Raw genomic sequence first — 19,046 nt, 5'->3', positions numbered from 1 at the left:
CGGGGGCCCCACCGGGTCCCGCCGCGCCCCGCAGTCGTAGGAGCGTGACCGGCACCCGCAGGACCGTGGCAGCCCTGTTTCTGCTGCCCGCCCTGGTGCTGCTCGGCGCGCTCGTGGTCTACCCGATCGGGTATTCGGTCATCCGCAGCTTCTACAACGCCTCCGGCGACGGTTTCACCGGCGTCGACAACTACCGGACGCTCTTCACCGACGACGGCATCCGCACCGCCCTGAAGAACAACGTCATCTGGGTGGTGTTCGCGCCCACGGTCTCCACCGCGCTCGGTCTGGTCTTCGCGGTGCTGACCGAACGGGTGCGCTGGGGAACGGCGTTCAAGCTGGTCGTCTTCATGCCGATGGCGATCTCGATGCTGGCGGCCGGGATCATCTTCCGGCTGGTGTACGACCAGGATCCGCACAAGGGCGTCGCGAACGCCGTGTGGGTGGGCGTCCACGACACGTTCGCGCAGTCGTCGGCGTTCCCGAAGGCCCACCCGGGCCGCGAGTCGCCGCTGGTCGCGCAGAACGGCGGCTTCATCACCAGGGCCCAGGTCCACGCGGGCCAGGCGGTCACCCTTCCCCTCGTCGGCGTCGCCCCGGACCAGATGCCGGACAGCGCGAAGAAGGCCGTGGCCGCCAGGCCCGAGCCGGGGAGGATCACCGGCACCACCTGGCAGGACTTCACGCGCGGCAAGGGCGTGGGACGGCTCGGCACGCCCGACCCGTCCGAGCTGGGCTACGCCGGGATGCGGATCGAGGCGGTGAAGGACGGCAAGGTGGTCGCCTCCACCAAGGCCGCCGGCGACGGCACCTTCACGCTGCCCGCCTCCGCCGACGGGGCCCGGCTGCGGCTCCCGGCGGGCAACTTCAAGGAGCCGTACAACGGCGTCGAATGGCTCGGCCCGGCGCTGGTCACCCCGGCGGTCATCGGGGCGTACGTGTGGATGTGGGCGGGCTTCGCGATGGTGCTGATCGCGGCCGGGCTCGCCGGTGTGCCCCGGGAGCTGCTGGAGGCGGCGCGGGTGGACGGCGCCACCGAGTGGCAGGTGTTCCGCAAGGTCACCGTGCCGCTGCTCGCGCCGGTCCTCGCGGTCGTCACCGTCACGCTGATGATCAACGTGCTGAAGGTGTTCGACCTCGTGTACATCATCGCCCCGGGCTCCTCCCAGGACGACGCCAACGTGCTCGCCCTGGAGCTTTACCGCAAGGGCTTCGCGGAGAACCAGCCGGGCGTCGCGAGCGCGATCGCGGTGCTGCTGCTGGTGCTGGTGATTCCCGTGATGCTGTTCAACATTCGCCGGCTCAGGCGGGAGGTGCGGCGATGACGGCGACCGCCGGGAGCATCGGGAAGGTGGGGCCCGTCCGGACGGTGAAGGCGCGGCAGTCCCTCGGCTCGAGGATCGCCGAGAAGCTGAGCGGCGGCCTGGTCCGGGTGTTCCTGATCGTCGTGGGCCTGTTCTGGCTGGTGCCGACGATCGGTCTGCTCATCTCCTCGCTGCGCGCGCCCGAGGACATGAGTGCGAGCGGCTGGTGGAAGGTGTTCACCAAGCCGTCCCAGCTGACCTTCGACAGCTACCGGAAGCTGCTGGAGAACGGCGACATCACCCACTCCCTCTGGAACACCGTGCTGATCACGGTCCCGGCGACGCTGCTGGTCGTCGTGGTCGGCTCCCTCGCGGGCTACGCCTTCGCGTGGATGGAGTTCCCGGGCCGGGACTGGTGGTTCCTGGGCGTGGTGAGCCTGCTGGTGGTGCCGGTGCAGGTGGCGCTGATCCCGATCGCCGAACTGTTCGGCAGGATCGGCCTGTTCGGGACCATCCTCGGGGTGATCCTGTTCCACGCCGGCTTCGGACTGCCGTTCGCGGTGTTCCTGCTGCGGAACTTCTTCGCGGAGATCCCGCGCGAGCTGCTGGAGGCGGCCCGCCTGGACGGCGCCGGTGAACTGCGGCTGTTCACACGGGTGGTGTTGCCGCTCGGCGGGCCGGCGATCGCCAGCCTCGGCATCTTCCAGTTCCTGTGGGTGTGGAACGACATGCTGGTCGCGCTGGTGTTCACCAAGTCGGGCACCCAGCCGATCACCGTCGCACTGCAGACGCAGGTACGGCAGTTCGGGAACAACATCGACGTACTGGCACCCGGCGCGTTCATCTCCATGGTGATCCCGCTGGCCGTGTTCTTCGCGTTCCAGCGGCAGTTCGTGTCCGGGGTGATGGCGGGCGCGGTCAAGTAGCCACAGCCACCGGCTGCGACGAGGGCGGGCCTTCCCGGGCCCGCCCTTTCGGGCCGGAGGTCTGGGGCTGTCCCCCGGAAGACACAGCACCTGGGGTCCCCCATATGCCGCACGAACCGTAACCAATTCACACCATCGGCCGTTCCGGTCAGAAACCCCCGCGCCGACCGACGACCCATGGATGTCCCTTGCCCAGGTTCAGTGTCATTGTCCCCGCGCACAAGGTCCAGGCGTATCTCTCCGAGTGCCTGGACTCGGTGCTCTCGCAGTCGTATCCCGATCTGGAACTGATCGCCGTCGACGACTGCTCACCGGATGCCTGCGGGGCGATCATCGACGAGTACGCGGCCCGGGACGCGCGCGTGCGGCCCGTGCACCTGACCGAGAACCAGGGGCTCGGGCCGGCCCGGAACGCGGGGATGGCCGAGGCGACCGGTGACTACCTGGTCTTCCTGGACAGCGACGACACCCTCACCCCGGACGCGCTGCGCTCGATGGCCGACCGGATCAAGGAGTCCGGCGAGCCGGACGTCCTGGTGTACGACTACGCGCGCACCTACTGGGACGGCCGGGCCGTGCGCAACCAGCTGTCCGCCCCGCTCACCGAGCAGGGCCCGGCGCCGTTCCGCCTGGAGGACCGGCCGGGTCTGCTCAGGGTGCTGATGGTGGCCTGGAACAAGGCGTGCCGGCGGGAGTTCGTGGCCGGCCACGGTTTCACCTTCCCGCCGGGCTACTACGAGGACACCCCCTGGACCTTCCCGGTGCTGATGGCGGCGGAGTCGATCGCCACCCTGGACCGGGTGTGCGTGCACTACCGGCAGCGCCGGCAGGGCAACATCCTCGGCACCACCAGCCGCAAGCACTTCGATCTCTTCGAGCAGTACGACCGGGTGTTCGCGTACGTCGAGGCCCATCCCGAACTGGCGCGGTGGCGGCCGGAGCTGTTCCGCCGCATGATCGACCACTACGCCACGGTGTTCACGAAGCGGGACCGGCTGCCGCGCGGCAGCCACGGCGAGTTCCTGCGCCGGGCCCGCGCCCACTACCGCCGCTACCGGGTCCCCGGCACCCGGATGCGGCGGCGCAACGTCCTGGTCCGCTTCGGTCTGCACCGCACCTTCCGCGCGTTCCAGCTGGTCTCGGCCGTGCGCCGGCGCATGTCCAAGACAGTGGTGAAGCTGGCCCGCGCGGTGCGCACCGGCGTGCTGCGGCTGCACTACCGGATCCAGCTGCGGCTGCCCGTCCGCACCGACCGGGCGGTGTTCACCTTCGGTGCCGGCCGGGGCCACGGCGGCGACCCCGGCGCCCTGGAGGAGGCGTTCCGCACCCACGCCCCGCAGATCCGCACCGCCTGGATCGCCCGCCCCGAGCACGAGCACGCGGTCCCGCCCGGCCCGCGCCGGCTGCGGCCCGGTACCGCCGCCTACTGGACGGCGCTGGCCCGCGCCAAGTACCTGGTCACCGACGACGTCCTGGACCCGGACCTGCGCAAGCGGCCCGGGCAGATCCTGGTCCAGACCCGGCAGGGCACCCCGCTCAAGCACATGGGCCTGGACCTCCAGGAGCGCCCCGCGGCCGCCCGCGGCACCGACTTCGCCCGGCTGCTGCGCGGCGTCGACCAGTGGGACCTCGTCCTGTCCGGCAACCGGCACTCGACCCTGACCTGGGAGCGGGTCTTCCCGGGCCACTACACCACACTGGAGTACGGCGCCCCGCGCAACGACGTCTTCCAGCGGGCGACCGCCGCGGACGTGGCCCGGCTGCGCGAGTCGCTGGGCATCCCGGAGGGCGCGGTGGCGATCCTGTACGCGCCGACCTTCCGCGACCATCTGCGCACCCAGCGTCCGCTGCTGGACCTGGAGCGGATCGTGCGCCGCCTCGGCCCGCGCTTCGTGATCCTGGCCCGCCCGCACCCCCTACACGGCGCCGGCCCCCTGGGCACGGGCGGCCGGATCATCGACGTCGGTGACCGTCCGAACGTGGAGTCGCTGTGTCTGGCCTCGGACGTGCTGCTCACCGACTACTCGTCGATCATGTTCGACTACGCCAACCTGGACCGGCCGATCGTGGTGCACACCGGCGACTGGGAGGCGTACCGGGCGGCCCGCGGTACCTACTTCGACCTGCGCGCCTTCCCGCCGGGCGCGGTCGCCCGCAGCGAGGACGAGCTGATCGACGTCTTCGCGACCGGGCACTGGCGCGGCTCGCGCTCGGCCCAGCTGCGGGCGGCGTTCCGGGAGCGGTTCTGCCCGTACGACGACGGACGCGCCGCCGAGCGGGTCGTACGGCATGTGGTGCTGGGCGAGACGGGTCTGCCGCCGGTGGTGCCGCTCCTGGAGCGCAAGCCGGTGCCGTCGGCCTGTGCGCGCTCGCCGCTGGCCACCGTGCCGCAACCCGCCGTCCCCCTTCCCGTCACCGAGAGGCGCTGAACGCCGTTGGTCCCTCCGGGAGTTCCCGTGCCCCTCAACAGAGAGAACAGAATGCCCCGCTTCAGCATCATCGTCCCGACCCACGGGGTCGCCGCCCGGCTGTCCCAGGCGCTGGACTCGGTTCTCGGCCAGTCGTTCGGCGATCTGCAGCTGATCCCGGTCTGCGACGCCCCCGACTCCCCGGCCGGCGCCGTGGCCGCCGGACACGCCGAGCGGGACTCCCGGGTGACCCCGGTCCACTCGCCGCCGTCCGCCGGTCTGGGCGGGGCGCGCAATGCGGGGCTCCAGGCCGCGACCGGCGCGTATGTGCTGTTCCTCGACGGCGACGACCTGCTGCTGCCGGGCGCGCTCGCGGCGCTGGACGCCCGGCTGACCGAGACCGCCGACGTGGACGTGCTCTATGTCGAGCACGAGCGCGCCCCCTGGTGGGAGGGGGAGCCGACCAACCCGGCCAGGCCGCTGTTCGCCGGGGCCCCGAAGGGCGCCTTCGCCCCCGCCGACCTGCCGGAGCTGACCGGCGTGCAGCTCCCGGCGTGGAGCGCGGTCCACCGCCGCAGCTTCCTCACCGAGCACGGACTCACCTTTCCCGACAGCCACTTCACCGACCTCGGCTGGGGCGGGCTGACCACGCTCGCGGCCGGCCGGATCGCGGTGCTGCGCCGGGTCGTCGTACGGCACCGGCTGCGCCGGCAGGGCAGCCGGCTCAATCTTCCGGGACCGCACCAGCACGACCTGCTCGACCAGGTGGAGCTGGTGCTGACCCGGGCCGCCGAGCAGGATCTGCCCGCCGAGCGAACGCGTGCGCTCTTCGATCAGCTGTTCACCCATGTGCTGAAGACCGCGTCCCGGCCGGAGCGGCTGCCGTCCGGGCACCGGGCGTTCTTCCGCCGTGCCGCCCGTCTCTACCGGCGCCACCGGCCGGCCGGTTTCCGGGCGCCGGACGGCAGCCTGGGGGTGCAGCACCGGCTGCTGGCGACCGGGGCGTACAGCGCGTTCCGGGCTTTGCGCGGCGCCAACCAGCTGGCCTCGAACGCAGCCGAGCGCCTGCCGCGCCCGCGCGCGGTGCGCACCCGGCTGCGCTACCACCGCGACCTGCACCGTCCGCTCGACGAGAACCTGGCCGTGTACTGCGCCTACTGGGGCCGGGGCTACGCCTGCAACCCGGCCGCGATCCACGCCAAGGCCCGCGAACTCGCCCCGCACCTGCGCTCGGTGTTCCTGGTCGAGGCCGACCAGGCGCACGCGATGCCGGAGGGCGTGGAGTACGCGGTCATCGGCTCCCGCCGCTACTGGGAGGTGCTGGCCCGGGCCAAGTACCTGATCAACAACGCCAACTTCGCCGAGGGGATCGTCAAGCGCCCCGGCAGTGTGCACCTCCAGACCCAGCACGGCACCCCGCTGAAGACGATGGGCGTGGACCAGTCGACGTACCCGGTGGTGGCCGCCCAGTCGGGCAGCTTCACCAGGCTGCTGGGCCGGGTGGACCGATGGGACTTCAACCTCTCCGCCAACCGCCACTCCACCCAGATGTGGGAGCGCGCCTTCCCCGGCTCCTGGGAGGCGCTGGAGTACGGCTATCCGCGCAACGACGTGTACTACACGGCGACCGCCGAGGACGTGGCGCGGATCAGGCGGCGGCTGGGGGTCCCGGAGGGCAGGACAGCCGTCCTCTACGCACCCACCCACCGCGACCACCACACCGGCTTCGAGCCCGGCCTGGACCTGGCGGCCTTCTGCGAGGCTGCCGGCGAGGACGTCGTCGTGCTGCTGCGCGCCCACTACTTCTACGACCAGGGGCGGCTGGGCCGCAGCGACGGCCGCATCATCGACGTCACCGCGCACCGCTCCTCCGAGGACGTGTGCCTGGCGGCGGACGCGCTGGTCACGGACTACTCATCGATCATGTTCGACTACGCGAACCTGGACCGGCCGATCGTCGTGTACGCCGACGACTGGGAGGTGTACCAGGAGACGCGGGGCGTCTACTTCGACCTGATGGCCGAGCCGCCGGGACCGGTCGCGCGCACCCCGGAGGAGCTGGCCGCCGTCTTCCGTGACGGCTCGTACGCGGGCGCGGAGGCCGCGGCGCTGCGGGCCGCGTTCCGGGGGCGGTTCTGCGAGTTCGACGACGGCCGGGCCGCCGAACGCGTCGTACGGCGGGTGCTGCTCGGCGAGCCGCCGGAGGCGCTCCCGCCCGTGATCCCGCTCGCACAGCGCGTCCCCGCCCCCGCCGCCGCGACCCTCGTGAGGAGCTGACCCGCCGTGCCCCGCTTCAGCCTGATCGTGCCCTGTTTCAAGGTGCAGGGCTTTCTGCGCGAGTGCCTGGACTCGGTGCTGCTGCAGTCCTTCGACGACTTCGAGCTGATCGCCGTGGACGACCGCTCCCCGGACGGCTGCGGCGCGATCCTCGACGAGTACGCCGAGCGCGACCCGCGGGTGAAGGTGCTGCACCTGCCGGAGAACATGGGCCTCGGCCGGGCCCGCAACGCCGGCATGCCGCAGGCCACCGGCGACTACCTGTTCTTCCTGGACAGCGACGACACCCTCACCCCGGGCGCGCTGCGGGCGGTCGCCGACCGGCTGGCGGAGGCCGAGGACCCGGACGTGCTCGTCTTCGACTACGCGCGCACCTACTGGTGGGGCGGCACCCGGCGCAACGCCCTGGCCGAGGTGCTCGCCGAGGCCGGCCCGGGCACCTTCACCGCGGACGAGTTCCCGCGGATCCTGGACCTGCTGATGGTGGTGTGGAACAAGGTCTACCGGCGGGAGTTCGTGGAGTCGGAGGGCTTCGCGTTCCCGCCGGGCTACTACGAGGACACGCCCTGGACCTTCCCGGTCATGCTCAGCGCCCGGCGGATCGCCGCGCTGGACCGGATCTGCCTGAACTACCGGCAGCGCCGGCAGGGCAACATCCTTTCCACGACCAGCCGCAAGCACTTCGACATCCACGACCAGTACGAACGGGTCTTCGCGTTCGTCGAGCAGCACCCTCGGCTCGCGCACTGGCGGCCGTATCTGCACCGCAAGATGGGCGAGCACTGCCTGGACATCCTCGCCAAGCCGGACCGGCTGCCGCCCGCCGACAAGGCCGAGTTCTTCCGGCGTACGCGGGAGATGTACCGCCGTCACAAGCCGGCACAGGGCGCCCTGGCCGGCGGCGGGGCCGGCCTGCTGGAGGGCTCCTGGACGGGGTACCGGATCAGGCGGCAGGCGGCGCGGGCCGGGGAGGAGGCGGCGCGCCGTGCCGGTCTGGTCCGCGGTGCGGCCGCCGCGCGGGCCCGCTCGGGCTGGGCGGCCGTGCACGTGCACCGCCCACTGGACCCGCAGCTGGTCGTCTACTCGGCGTCCTCGCACCGGGGCATGCTCGGCGATCCGGCCGCCGTGTACGCCAAGGCCCGGAAGGTCGCACCGCAGTTGCGCGGGGTGTGGGTGGTGAAGGACGAGGAGGCCGCCGCCCAGCTGCCGCCCGAGGTGGAGCACGTGGTCGTGGGCTCCCGGCGCTGTCTGGAGGTCACGGCGCGGGCGAAGTTCTTCGTGAACGACGTCAACTGGCCCGGCACGCTCGCCAAGCGGCCCGGCAGCGTGCACATCCACACCCACCAGGGCACCCCGCTGAAGTACATGGGCGCCGACCTGCTGGACAAGCCGGGCGCCCGACTCGGCCTGGACGTGCCGCAGATGCTGCGCCGGGCCGACCGCTGGGACTACAGCCTGGTCGCCAACCGCCACTCCGAGCTGGTCTGGGAACGGGCCTACCCCTGCCACTTCACCTCGCTGCGCACCGGCAGCCCGCGCAACGACGTGCTGGTGAACGGCGGCGCGAGCGACTTCCGGCAGCGGTACGGCATCCCGGAGACCGACACGGTCGTGCTGTACGCACCGACCCGCCGGGACTACCGACGCAGCGGGCATGTGGACCGGATCGACCTCGCCCGGTTCGCGGCGGACCTGGGCGAAAGCCTGGGCGGAGGCCGGGGCGAGGGGCTCACCCTCGTGGTCCGGCTGCACCCGTCGCTGGCGACCGGTCCCGCGCGCGGGATGGGGCTGGCCGAGCTGGCCCGGCGCGGGATCGTGGTCGACGCGACCGACGAGCCGCGCCTGGAGGACGTCCTGCTCGCGGCGGACGTGCTGGTCACGGACTACTCGGCGGTGATGTTCGACTACGCCTGCCTGGACCGGCCGATCGTGCTGCACGCCGACGACTGGCCCGCGTTCACGGCGAGCCGGGGCGCCTACTTCGACATCACCGCCGAGCCGCCCGGCCATGTCGCCCGCTCCTACCGCGAGCTGGCCCGGCTGTTCGCCTCGGGGTCCTGGCGGGACGAGGAGTCGGCCCGGCTGCGCGCGGTCTTCCGGGCCCGGTTCTGCGAGTTCGACGACGGCCAGGCCGCCGAGCGGGTCGTACGGACGCTGCTGCTGGGCGAGCCGATGACCGGCCCGGGTGCGGTCCGGATCCCGGGCCAGACGGCCGGCCGGGGCAGGCTGACGTCGGCGTAGGGCGCGGGGGTGCCGGTGCCGAGGCGGCCACCAGCACCCCGGGGCGCATGGGTCACTCGATGACGAGGTCGACGTCGATGTTGCCGCGGGTGGCGTTGGAGTAGGGGCAGACCTGGTGGGCGGTCTCGACCAGCTTACGGCCGGTCTCCTCGTCCACGGTGTCGGGCAGCTCGACGCGCAGCGTCACCTTCAGCCCGAAGCCCTCGCCCTGCTTGCCGATGCCGACCTCGGCGGTCACTGCGGCGTCGCTGACGTCGACCTTGGCCTGCCGGCCGACGAGGCCGAGGGCGCTGCCGAAGCAGGCGGCGTAACCGGCGGCGAAGAGCTGCTCGGGGTTGGTGCCCTGGCCGTTGCCACCCAGCTCCACCGGCGGGGCGAGCTGGAGGTCGATCCTGCCGTCGGAGGAGACGGCACGACCGTCACGGCCGTGGGTGGCGGTGGCGACTGCGGTGTAGAGCGCGTCCATGGGGACTCGTCCTCTCGGTGTTCGATGCGGTGTCCGTCGCGAGGCTGATGTCGCGTGGTTGCGGATATAAGTAGAGCACACAATTAAGTTGTGCACAACTAAATGGGCCGCAAGAGCTATCCTGGATCCATGACCACCTCGCCCGTCTCCCCCGCCGAAGCCGACTGGCTCCGCCTGGACCGTCAGATCTGCTTCTCCCTGCACGCCGCGTCCCGCGCCTTCAACGGCGTCTACCGCGTGATCCTCAAGGACCTCGGGCTCACCTACCCGCAGTACCTGGTGATGCTGGTGCTCTGGGAAGAGGGCGACCTGCCCGTCAAGAAGCTCGGCGAGCATCTGCGGCTCGACTCCGGCACCCTCTCCCCTCTGGTCAAGCGGCTGGAAGGGGCCGGTCTGGTGCGCCGGGAGCGCAGCGCCCAGGACGAGCGCTCGGTGCGGGTCCGGCTCACCGAGGAGGGCGCGGCGCTGCGCGAGCGGGCGCTGGAGGTGCCGCGCCGCATCGCCCGGGCGACCGGCTTCGACCTGGCGGAGATCACCGAGCTGCGCGAGCGCCTCGACCGGCTCACGACCGCGCTGGACGCGGCGGCCGCGACAGCGGCGGACGAGGAGAACCAGCCGGCGCCGACGGGGGCTTGACGGGGTCACGGGGCTCCATGGCGTCACGGACGTACAGCCGTACGGCCATCCCGCCCCGCAGGACCTCCTCCCGCACGGTGAAGTCCCGCCGCAGTACGGCGAGTTTGGCCCGCTCGGTGGGCTTGTGCGGGCTCCAGCGCCCGGCGAGCAGATCCGGGTCCGCCACGACCCACACCCGGTCCAGCCGCTCCATCCGCCGCCGCATCCGACGAGGCCCGGCCTCCCGCCCGTAGAGCGTGCCCGACCCGGCGGCCCCCTCCACCAGGGCCACGTCCCGAGCCCCCCGGAACGCGCCCGGATAGGTCAGCGCCACGTTCCGCGCACTCGCCGGCAGGAACAGCACGGCGTCACCGGGCGCCAACTCCCGTGCCACGACCCGCGAAACGGCCGCGAGATCGTCGGGCCGGGTGCCCGGGCTGCGGTCCGCACGGAGGAGGGGGAGCTGATGGAGAAAGGCGAGCGCGATCGCCAGGACGCCGGTGAGGGTGACGAGGCGGGACTGCAAGACCCTGCGGCGCTGCGGCAGAGGGCGCCGCAGCAGAGGGCGTCTCACCACCCCCGCCACCCGCTCGGCCCCCGCCGCCACCAGCAACGGCGCCCCGCTCAGCGCGTACAGCACATAGCGATCGACGAACAGCGGCGAGGCCTGGGAAGCCAGCATCAACACCGCGGGCGGCACCACCGTCAACGGCAGCGCCACCCCCGCAAGAGTGATGTCGCCCCGCCGCCCCACAAGCCCCGCCAACCCGAGCGACGCAAGGACCAGACACACCGCGCACACCGCACCCGAAGGCCCGAGAAACGCCCGCAACAGCCCTTCCGCCGTAACCGCCGTAGGCCTCCGCAGCCATGCCACCTGCGCCGCCTGCCCCCGCGACACGAGAACCATCGGCAGCAGGGACACCACGACCCCGCCCGCCGCACATCCCCACGCCCGCCACACCTGCCGCGCGACCCGGGCCGGCGCCAGTGACACCGCGTGGGCGCACAGCAGCAGCACCGCGAACTCGTGCAGCCAGCAGGTGAGGCCGAGGACGGTGCCGTACGCCGCCCAGGAACCCGAGGACCCGCGCCGCACGGCCCGTACGAACAGCAGGGTCGCCCCGGTGGCCCCGGCGGCCACCAGCGCGTAGGACCGGCCCTCCTGCGCATAGTGGCCGGCCATCGGCACGACGGCGTACAGCAGCCCGGCCCACAGTCCGACGCGCGGCCGGGCCAGCCGGGTGCCGAGCGCCGCCACCAGCGCGGCCGTGACCGCCGCCGCGCACACCGACGGCAGCCGCAGGACGACCTCGCCGGGGTGGACGGCGAGGACGGCGTGCACGAGCAGGTAGTACAGCCCGTGCACGGCGTCCACGTGGTGCAGCAGCAGCCAGATCTGCGGCACCGTACGCCGGCCGACCTGGAAGCTGACCGCCTCGTCGCGCCACATCCCGCCCCGGTCCAGTCCCCATGATCCGACCGCGAGCATCACCAGCGCGGGCACCCCCACGGGGGTCCGGCGGCGGATCCTGGCGCGGTGGCCGCGGGGCACGCGCGTCGCCCCGCCGGCCGGCGCGACGACTGCCGTCGCAGCCGCACTGCGCGACTGCGGTTTCACAGGAAGCCCGATGTTCACCACGGTCCGCCCGATCTTTCGCGATTGGTCAATGCTTTTCCGGTCATGACGGCGTATCAGCACGGATACGCCATCCGCGGCGCTTAGGCTCCCATGCGATGAACCGTCTCCGTGTCAACTCCCGTCCGGTGCTCGGGGTCACCGCCCTCTGGCTGGCGAGCCGCGCCCTGATGCTGTGGCTGCTCGCCCACGACAACGCCCCGCTGCTGGGCGGGGGCATCGTGTCCCGTGAGGTGTCGCTGCTGTACGTCGAGTGGTACGGCGTCCTCGCGCACGGCTCGTTCCCGACGCACGACACGCTGTGGCAGTACCCGCCGGGCGCCGGCGCGCTGCTGCTGGCGCCGCGCCTGCTGCCGTGGCTGACGTACTTCCATGCGTTCGTCGTGCTCACGCTGGCCATGGACGCGCTGGTCACGGCGGCGCTGACCCGCGCGGGCGGACGTCCCGGGCACAGCCTGCTCGGCGCGGCCCTGTGGACGGGCGGCCTGCCGCTGCTGCTGCACCTCCCGCTCGCCCGGTACGACGTCCAGGTCACCGCCCTCGCGGTGCTCTCCCTGCTGGCGATGAAGCGCTCCACGCGCGCGTGCGGGGTGCTCGGGGCACTGGGCGCGCTGGTGAAGGTGTGGCCGGGGCTGGTGCTGCTGGGCACGCCCCGGGGGCCGGCGTCACGCCGGGCGTGGGGGTGGGCGGCGGCCGCCGGAGGCGCCTCACTCATGGCGCTCGCCGTGTTGTTCGACCACCCCCTGTCCTTTCTCTCGGGGCAGGGCGGGCGGGGCGTGCAGATCGAGTCGCTCGGCGGTACGGTGCTGAACCTGGCCCGGCACGCCGGCTGGCCGGGCCGGGCGCGCTACCGGTACGGCGCCACCGAGCTGGTCGGCCCGCACGTGTACGCCGTCGCCACCCTCTCCCTGACGCTGACGGCGGCCTCCCTCACGCTGCTGGTGCTGTGGCGGTTGCAGGCGCAGCGCTGGAGCGAGGCCACGCCGTACGACGCGGCGCTGAGCGCGGTGCTGCTGTTCACGGTCACCAGCCGGGTGATCAGCCCCCAGTACATGGTCTGGCTGCTCGGTCTCGCCGCGGTGTGCCTGACCTCGCGGCACACCAGCCAGCGGCCGGTGGCGGCGCTGGTCCTCGCGGCGGCCGCGCTGAGCACCCTGGTGTTCCCGATGCACTACGCCGAGGTGGTCCAGGGCACCTGGGCAGGCTGTCTGCTGATGCTGGCCCGCAACGGGATCCTGGCGGCCGCGGCCGGGCTGTCGTTCATCCGGCTGTGGCGATCGACGGGTCCGGATGAAAAGACCGTGCAAACAACGGAACCCCGACCCGATTCCGACCGTCTTCCGGACCGGGCGCTAAGCCTCTCTTAACGGCGTATTACCGAACAAATCTACGCTCCCGGCCTGTGGACCCGATGCGATCAGACCCGACCGACACATCCGATACAGCTGGCACCGCCGAGTCGCCGCGCCCGGCGCAGGTCGGTGTCGTCGTCATCGGCTACAACGACAGTACCCATGTGGGTGAGGCCGTGCGCTCGGCGCTCGCCCAGGGGCCGGCGGTCGCCGAGGTCGTCGCCGTGGACGACTGCTCCACGGACGGCAGCGCCGAGCTGCTCGACCGGCTGGCCGCCGACGAGCCCCGGCTGCGTGTGGTGCGCCGGGACGTGAACAGTGGCGGCTGCGGCAGTCCGCGCAACGCCGGGATCGACGCGGTGACCACACCGTACGTGATGTTCCTGGACAGCGACGACGTGCTGCCGCCCGGTGCGGTGGACGCGCTGCTGACGGCGGCCACCGGGGCGCACGCCGAGGTCACGAGCGGGCTGTGCGTGCGCCGGGAACTGCCCTCGGGGCGCGAACAACCCTGGCAGGCGCCCCTCTACACGGCGCACACCGTGCTCGCGCGCCCCGCGCAGCGGCCGCGCCTGGTCCACGACACGCTGTGCGTCAACAAGCTGTACCGCACCGACTTCCTGCGCGAGCACGGCATCCGCTTCCCCGAGGGCCGCTTCCTCTACGAGGACATCGTCTTCACCGCGCGCGTGCTGGCCGCGGGCCCGCGCCTCGCGCTCGTACCGGACCGCGTGTACGTGTGGCATGTGCGCCGTGCCGCCGAGCAGCTGTCGCTCTCGCTGGACCGGGAGCACATCGACAACTGGAAGTCGCGCGTGGAGGCGTGCGCGCTGGCGTACGAGATCCTGCTGAGCGCCGGACAGAAGGAGCTGGCGCGGGCGGCGCGGGCCAAGTTCCTCGACCACGAGGTGCGTATGTACGCACGCGAGCTGGGGTTGCGCGACGCGCACTACCGGCGCGCGTGGTGGGAGCACACCCGGGAGTACCTCGCGCGCTACGACGCCGCCGACTGGGAGCTGAACCCGGGCGCTCCGGGCCGGCTGCTCGCCCGGGTCGTCCTGGAGTCGCCCGAGCCCCGCGACCTGCCCCGGCTGCGCGAGCTGGCCGCCCGCCCGGCGCGCCTGCTGCCGCCCTACGCCCGCACCCCCGACGGCGTCCCGATCTGGTCCACCGACCTCCCCCAGGTCACCCTCACCCCGCTCCTGACCCGCCCCACCAGCGTCCTCCCACTCGCGGTCGACGCGGAACTCCGACCACGCGCGCGTACCTCGCTGCTCCGTCTGCGCCTGCACGAGCTGTACGGCAGGCTGACCGAGGCGGGCCCACGCGAGGTGGACGTGGAGTGGCAGTCCCGCGACAACGACGACTGGACGCGGGGGCGCCTGACGGTTCCGCTCGTGCGTTCTGGGGCGGAGGACGGCGCGGACAGCTGGTGGTCGGCTGAGTTGCCCGTCGACCTGGCCGGGCTCGGTGCGGGCACCTGGGATCTGCGGCTGACCGTGCGCTTCGCCGACGGCGCACAGCGGGAAGTGACGGCGCACGCCCTGACGGGCGCCGGCCGACTGCGCCGACGCGCCGTCCCGAGTGCCCGGCACGGTGTGCTCCTGGTGCAGCCGTACGCCACGCACTCCGGCGCACTGGCCGTGCGTGTGGCGACCGGCGTGCGCGGGGTATGGCAGGTGGCGCGCGGCCGTCTCCGCCGCCTGCTTCACTGAGACCCCTGCGGGGCACCCGCTGATCCGGCGGGACTCCCACTGCTTCACTGAGAGAGACGCCCGCTGCTCCACCGAGCGGCTGAACGGGCCAACTGACGAGGAGACGGCCGCAATGACCTGGCTGATCACCGGCGGTGCCGGATACATCGGGGCACATGTCGTACGGGCGATGACCGAGGCGGGCGAGCGCACGGTCGTCTACGACGATCTGTCCACCGGCGTCGCCGAGCGCGTACCGGCGGAGGTTCCCCTGGTGCGGGGCTCGGTCCTGGACGCCGAGCGTGTGGCCCGCACGCTCGCCGAGCACGAGATCAGCGGGGTCGTGCATCTGGCGGCGAAGAAGCAGGTGGGCGAGTCGGTGGAGCGACCGCTGCACTACTACCGGGAGAACGTGGAGGGTCTGCGCACCCTCCTGGACGCGGTGACGAAGGCGGAGGTCCCGTCCTTCGTCTTCTCCTCCTCGGCCGCCGTCTACGGCATGCCGGACGTCGACCTGGTGACGGAGGAGACCCCCTGCCTGCCGCTGTCCCCCTACGGCGAGACGAAGCTGGCCGGCGAGTGGCTGGTCCGCGCGACGGGCAGGGCGACCGGCATGTCCACGGCATCGCTGCGCTACTTCAACGTGGCGGGTGCGGCCGGCCCCGAACTCGCCGACACCGGTGTCTTCAACCTCATCCCGATGGTCTTCGAGAAGCTGACCGAGGGCGCGTCGCCGCGCATCTTCGGCGACGACTACCCGACGTCGGACGGCACCTGTGTGCGCGACTACATCCACGTGGTCGACCTGGCCGAGGCCCACGTCACCGTCGCCCGCGCCCTGGCCTCCTCCCCCGGCACCGATCTGACCCTCAACATCGGTCGGGGCGAGGGTGTGTCGGTCCGCGAGATGATCGACCGCATCAACGCGGTCACCGGCTACGACCGCCCGCCGACCGTCACCGCGCGCCGCCCAGGCGACCCGGCCCGTGTCGTCGCCTCGGCCACCCGCATCGCCACGGAACTGGGCTGGCAGGCCAAGTACGACGTCCAGGACATGATCACCTCGGCCTGGGAGGGCTGGGTGCACCACCACCCGGAGGCGGCGCGGTCGTAGGCTCTGCGCCCGTTTCCCCCAGTCCCGGACACGGCGGTGAGATGGGCGGAGGCGGGGGCTGGGAGCCCGGCGAGACGACGGACGACACCCGGATGGCGGTCCTGGTCGCCGAGTCCTGCTGGACCACGGCGGCCTGGACCTGCCCGATGTCTTCCGGCGCTTTCAGCGGTGGAGCCCACCATGGACGCCGCCCGCCGCCTCTCCGTGCTCACGCACGGCGACCGCGCGGCGTGGGAGGGCACGGCGGCGCTGCACGACCTGCTCCGCGTGGCACTGGAGTGCCGGGACCCGCTCGACGCCGTACCGGAAACCCCGGGCGCGGTGTGGCCCTGCCTGGGCTCGGCCGTATGGGCGGTAGCCGGGCAGCCGTGCCGCAGCTCACAACGCCTTGAGCGCCCCCGCCGTAGCCCGGGCCAGCTTCTCCAGGTAGCCCTTGGGCAGTTTCGGGGAGCGGATCACCACCGCGCGCCAGTACAGCGGGCCCGAGATCAGGTCGAGCGCGAGGTCGGGATCGACGCCCGCGCGCACCTCCCCCCGCGCCTCCGCCGCCGCGACGATCTTGCTGGCCACGCCCTCCTGGCCGTCCCGCAGGGCCTTCTGGAAGGCGTCGGCGATGTCGGGGTTGCGGGCCGCCTCCGCCTGGAGGTCGGGGATGATCTGCGAGGCGACCGGGTGGCGCAGGGCCCGGGATGTCACCTCGTAGAGGAGGCGGAGGTCGCCCTCCAGGGAGCCCGTGTCGGGGACCGGCAGGCCGAGCACCGCCATCGCCGAGACGACGTCCAGGACCAGGTGCAGCTTGGACCGCCACCGCCGGTACACCGCCGTCTTGCCGACACCCGCGCGCCGCGCGATGCCCTCGATGGACATCCGCGCGTATCCGGCGGCCGCGAGTTCCTCGAAGACCGCCGCCCGGATGGCCTCGGTCACATCCTCCCGGAGTACGGCGGCCCCGGCAGGGGTCCGGCGGCGCGGACGCGTCGAGGGCTCGTCGGCGTTCGTCGTCATGACCCACAGCATAGGCCGTTACGACGAAACGGTTGCGTCCCGACGTCGATTGGTTCTACGCTCACGTTGCGACGATACGGTCCCGTTCCGACGTAAGAGAACGTGAAGAGAAACGTAAGGAAACGTCGGACCACGTGACCGTGCGCCCCGGCAGCCGGCCGGGCCGCGGCATCCCCTCCCCCGAGCGAAAGCAGCGGATGTGAGCCAGGTCCTCGACACACCGCCCCCCACCCAGGCCCCGGCCGACGACGACCTCGCGGCGCTGGCCGCCCGGCACGGCCTGTCGGTCAGTGGCGCCCGCCCCTCCCTGCCGGAGTACGTCCGCCAGCTGTGGGCCAGGCGCCACTTCATCACCGCCTTCGCCACCGCCAAGCTCACCGCCCAGTACAGCCAGGCAAAGCTCGGCCAGATCTGGCAGGTCATGAACCCGCTGCTGAACGCCGCGGTCTACTACTTCATCTTCGGCGTGCTCCTGGGCACCAGCCACGGGGTGCCGGACTACATCCCGTTCCTGGTCACCGGCGTGTTCATCTGGACGTTCACGCAGAGCTCGATCATGGCGGGCACCCGCGCGATCTCCGGCAACCTCGGCCTGGTCCGCGCCCTGCACTTCCCGCGGGCCGCGCTGCCGATCTCCTTCTGCCTCCAGCAGCTGCAGCAGCTGCTGTTCTCGATGACCGCGCTGGTCGTGATCATCCTGTCCTTCGGCCTCCCGGTCACCCCCCGCTGGCTGATCGCGATCCCCGCCCTGATCCTGCAGTCCCTGTTCAACGCGGGCGTGTCGATGCTCATGGCCCGGTGGGGCGCCAAGACCCCGGACATCGCGCAGCTGATGCCGTTCATCCTGCGCACCTGGATGTACGTGTCCGGCGTGATGTGGAGCATCAGCAAGCTCACCAAGAAGGACCACCTGCCGCACATCGTCACGATCATGCTGGAGACCAACCCGGCCGCCGTCTACATCGACCTCATGCGGTACGCGCTGATCCACAGCTTCCACGGCAAGCAGCTGCCCCCGCACGTCTGGGCGGCGGCCACGGGCTGGGCCTTGCTCGCCGGCATCGGCGGATTCATCTACTTCTGGAAGGCTGAGGAGACGTACGGCCGTGGCTGAGCAGACCCCCACCGAGAAGATCCCCACCGTCATCGCCGAGAACGTCGACATCGTCTACCGGGTCAACGGCACCGGCGCCGGCCGCGGCACCGCCACCGCCGCCCTCAACCGCATGCTGCGCCGCAAGCAGGCCGAGCAGGCGGCCGGCGTGCGCCGGGTGCACGCGGTGAAGAACGTGTCGTTCATCGCCTACAAGGGTGAGGCCGTCGGGCTCATCGGCACCAACGGCTCCGGCAAGTCGACACTGCTGAAGGCCGTCGCCGGACTGCTCCCGGTGGAGAACGGACACATCTACACCAACGGCCAGCCCTCGCTGCTCGGCGTCAACGCGGCCCTGATGAACGACCTGACGGGTGAACGCAACGTCTACCTCGGCGGTCTGGCCATGGGCATGTCCCGGGAGCAGGTCAGGGAGCGCTACGACGACATCGTCGAGTTCTCCGGGATCAACGAGAAGGGCGACTTCATCACCCTTCCGATGCGCACGTACTCCTCCGGCATGGCCGCCCGGCTGCGGTTCTCCATCGCCGCCGCGAAGGACCACGACGTCCTGCTGATCGACGAGGCGCTGGCCACCGGCGACCGCAAGTTCCAGATGCGCTCCGAGGAGCGGATCCGTGAACTGCGCGAGCGCGCGGGCACGGTCTTCCTGGTCAGCCACAACAACAAGTCGATCCGCGACACCTGCGAGCGGGTCCTGTGGCTGGAGCGCGGCGAGCTGCGCATGGACGGGCCGACCGAGGACGTCATGAAGGAGTACGAGGCCTTCACCGGCGACAAGAGCGACAAGACCGCGAAGAAGCCGGCACCCAAGAAGGCGGCCTGACCGACCCGAAGTAAGAACGTGGCATAAAAGTTACCGGGAGAGAAACCGCAGGCCACGGAATCTGG

General features: G+C 71.9%; 14 protein-coding genes and 1 pseudogene. 12 read left to right on the top strand and 3 right to left on the bottom strand.

Annotated elements, in window-relative coordinates; genetic code table 11:
- The first annotated feature begins 44 nt into the window (after nucleotides 1-44).
- The 5 genes from ACZ418_RS00200 to ACZ418_RS00180 all read left to right on the top strand — a co-directional run bounded on the left by ACZ418_RS00200 (nucleotide 45) and on the right by ACZ418_RS00180 (nucleotide 9,156).
- Complete coding sequence (locus ACZ418_RS00200) at nucleotides 45-1,325, top strand: carbohydrate ABC transporter permease (RefSeq protein ID WP_468354506.1); 1,281 nt, start codon at nucleotides 45-47, stop codon at nucleotides 1,323-1,325.
- A complete protein-coding gene (locus ACZ418_RS00195; RefSeq protein WP_468354503.1) occupies nucleotides 1,322-2,230 on the top strand; it encodes a carbohydrate ABC transporter permease in 909 nt (302 codons plus the stop codon). The genes ACZ418_RS00200 and ACZ418_RS00195 overlap by 4 nt, the downstream gene beginning before the upstream one ends.
- A gap of 188 nt (nucleotides 2,231-2,418) precedes the next feature.
- On the top strand, nucleotides 2,419-4,659 hold the full coding sequence (locus ACZ418_RS00190) for a bifunctional glycosyltransferase/CDP-glycerol:glycerophosphate glycerophosphotransferase (protein WP_468354500.1): 2,241 nt from the start codon (nucleotides 2,419-2,421) through the stop codon (nucleotides 4,657-4,659).
- A 51-nt stretch (nucleotides 4,660-4,710) separates the two neighbouring features.
- Nucleotides 4,711-6,915, top strand: a complete 2,205-nt coding sequence (locus ACZ418_RS00185) for a bifunctional glycosyltransferase/CDP-glycerol:glycerophosphate glycerophosphotransferase (RefSeq protein WP_468354497.1) — start codon at nucleotides 4,711-4,713, stop codon at nucleotides 6,913-6,915.
- Between the two features lie 6 nt (nucleotides 6,916-6,921).
- Entirely contained in the window at nucleotides 6,922-9,156 is a 2,235-nt protein-coding gene (locus tag ACZ418_RS00180; RefSeq protein ID WP_468354494.1) for a bifunctional glycosyltransferase/CDP-glycerol:glycerophosphate glycerophosphotransferase, read from the top strand.
- A 52-nt stretch (nucleotides 9,157-9,208) separates the two neighbouring features.
- On the opposite strand, the gene ACZ418_RS00175 is transcribed toward ACZ418_RS00180, so the two are convergent.
- On the bottom strand, nucleotides 9,209-9,622 hold the full coding sequence (locus ACZ418_RS00175; RefSeq protein ID WP_351615717.1) for an organic hydroperoxide resistance protein: 414 nt from the start codon (nucleotides 9,620-9,622) through the stop codon (nucleotides 9,209-9,211).
- 129 nt (nucleotides 9,623-9,751) lie between these two features.
- Here ACZ418_RS00175 and ACZ418_RS00170 point away from each other — a divergent pair, with 129 nt between their 5' ends.
- Complete coding sequence (locus tag ACZ418_RS00170) at nucleotides 9,752-10,258, top strand: MarR family winged helix-turn-helix transcriptional regulator (protein ID WP_468354490.1); 507 nt, start codon at nucleotides 9,752-9,754, stop codon at nucleotides 10,256-10,258.
- Here the strand turns inward: ACZ418_RS00170 and ACZ418_RS00165 are convergent.
- Nucleotides 10,185-11,729 carry a glycosyltransferase family 39 protein gene (locus ACZ418_RS00165; RefSeq protein ID WP_468356821.1) on the bottom strand — a complete coding sequence of 515 codons (1,545 nt, stop codon included), beginning with the start codon at nucleotides 11,727-11,729 and terminating at the stop codon, nucleotides 10,185-10,187. The genes ACZ418_RS00170 and ACZ418_RS00165 overlap by 74 nt on opposite strands.
- Before the next feature lie 245 nt (nucleotides 11,730-11,974).
- Between ACZ418_RS00165 and ACZ418_RS00160 the strand changes: the two genes are divergently transcribed.
- The 4 genes and pseudogenes from ACZ418_RS00160 to ACZ418_RS00145 all read left to right on the top strand — a co-directional run.
- A complete protein-coding gene (locus ACZ418_RS00160) occupies nucleotides 11,975-13,243 on the top strand; it encodes a glycosyltransferase 87 family protein (RefSeq protein ID WP_468354487.1) in 1,269 nt (422 codons plus the stop codon).
- 44 nt (nucleotides 13,244-13,287) lie between these two features.
- Entirely contained in the window at nucleotides 13,288-14,943 is a 1,656-nt protein-coding gene (locus ACZ418_RS00155) for a glycosyltransferase family 2 protein (protein WP_468354484.1), read from the top strand.
- Nucleotides 14,944-15,055: 112 nt separating this feature from the next.
- On the top strand, nucleotides 15,056-16,036 hold the full coding sequence (galE, locus tag ACZ418_RS00150) for a UDP-glucose 4-epimerase GalE (protein ID WP_468354481.1): 981 nt from the start codon (nucleotides 15,056-15,058) through the stop codon (nucleotides 16,034-16,036).
- Nucleotides 16,000-16,393 (top strand): annotated as a pseudogene (locus ACZ418_RS00145) (ADP-ribosylglycohydrolase family protein); the annotation flags it as partial. The gene galE and the pseudogene ACZ418_RS00145, both read left to right, overlap by 37 nt.
- Nucleotides 16,394-16,414: 21 nt before the next feature.
- Here the strand turns inward: ACZ418_RS00145 and ACZ418_RS00140 are convergent.
- A complete protein-coding gene (locus ACZ418_RS00140) occupies nucleotides 16,415-17,041 on the bottom strand; it encodes a TetR/AcrR family transcriptional regulator (RefSeq protein ID WP_468354478.1) in 627 nt (208 codons plus the stop codon).
- A gap of 199 nt (nucleotides 17,042-17,240) precedes the next feature.
- Here ACZ418_RS00140 and ACZ418_RS00135 point away from each other — a divergent pair, with 199 nt between their 5' ends.
- The gene (locus tag ACZ418_RS00135; RefSeq protein WP_468354475.1) at nucleotides 17,241-18,155 is read left to right on the top strand and encodes an ABC transporter permease; all 915 of its coding nucleotides are present in this window, start codon (nucleotides 17,241-17,243) and stop codon (nucleotides 18,153-18,155) included.
- Entirely contained in the window at nucleotides 18,148-18,981 is an 834-nt protein-coding gene (locus tag ACZ418_RS00130) for an ABC transporter ATP-binding protein (protein ID WP_468354471.1), read from the top strand. The genes ACZ418_RS00135 and ACZ418_RS00130 overlap by 8 nt, the downstream gene beginning before the upstream one ends.
- Nucleotides 18,982-19,046 lie beyond the last annotated feature (65 nt).

This window comes from Streptomyces sp. NPDC030820, from assembly GCF_055572075.1.
Note: the sequence above shows the minus strand (reverse complement) of the source record. Positions and strands in the feature narration are given on the sequence as shown.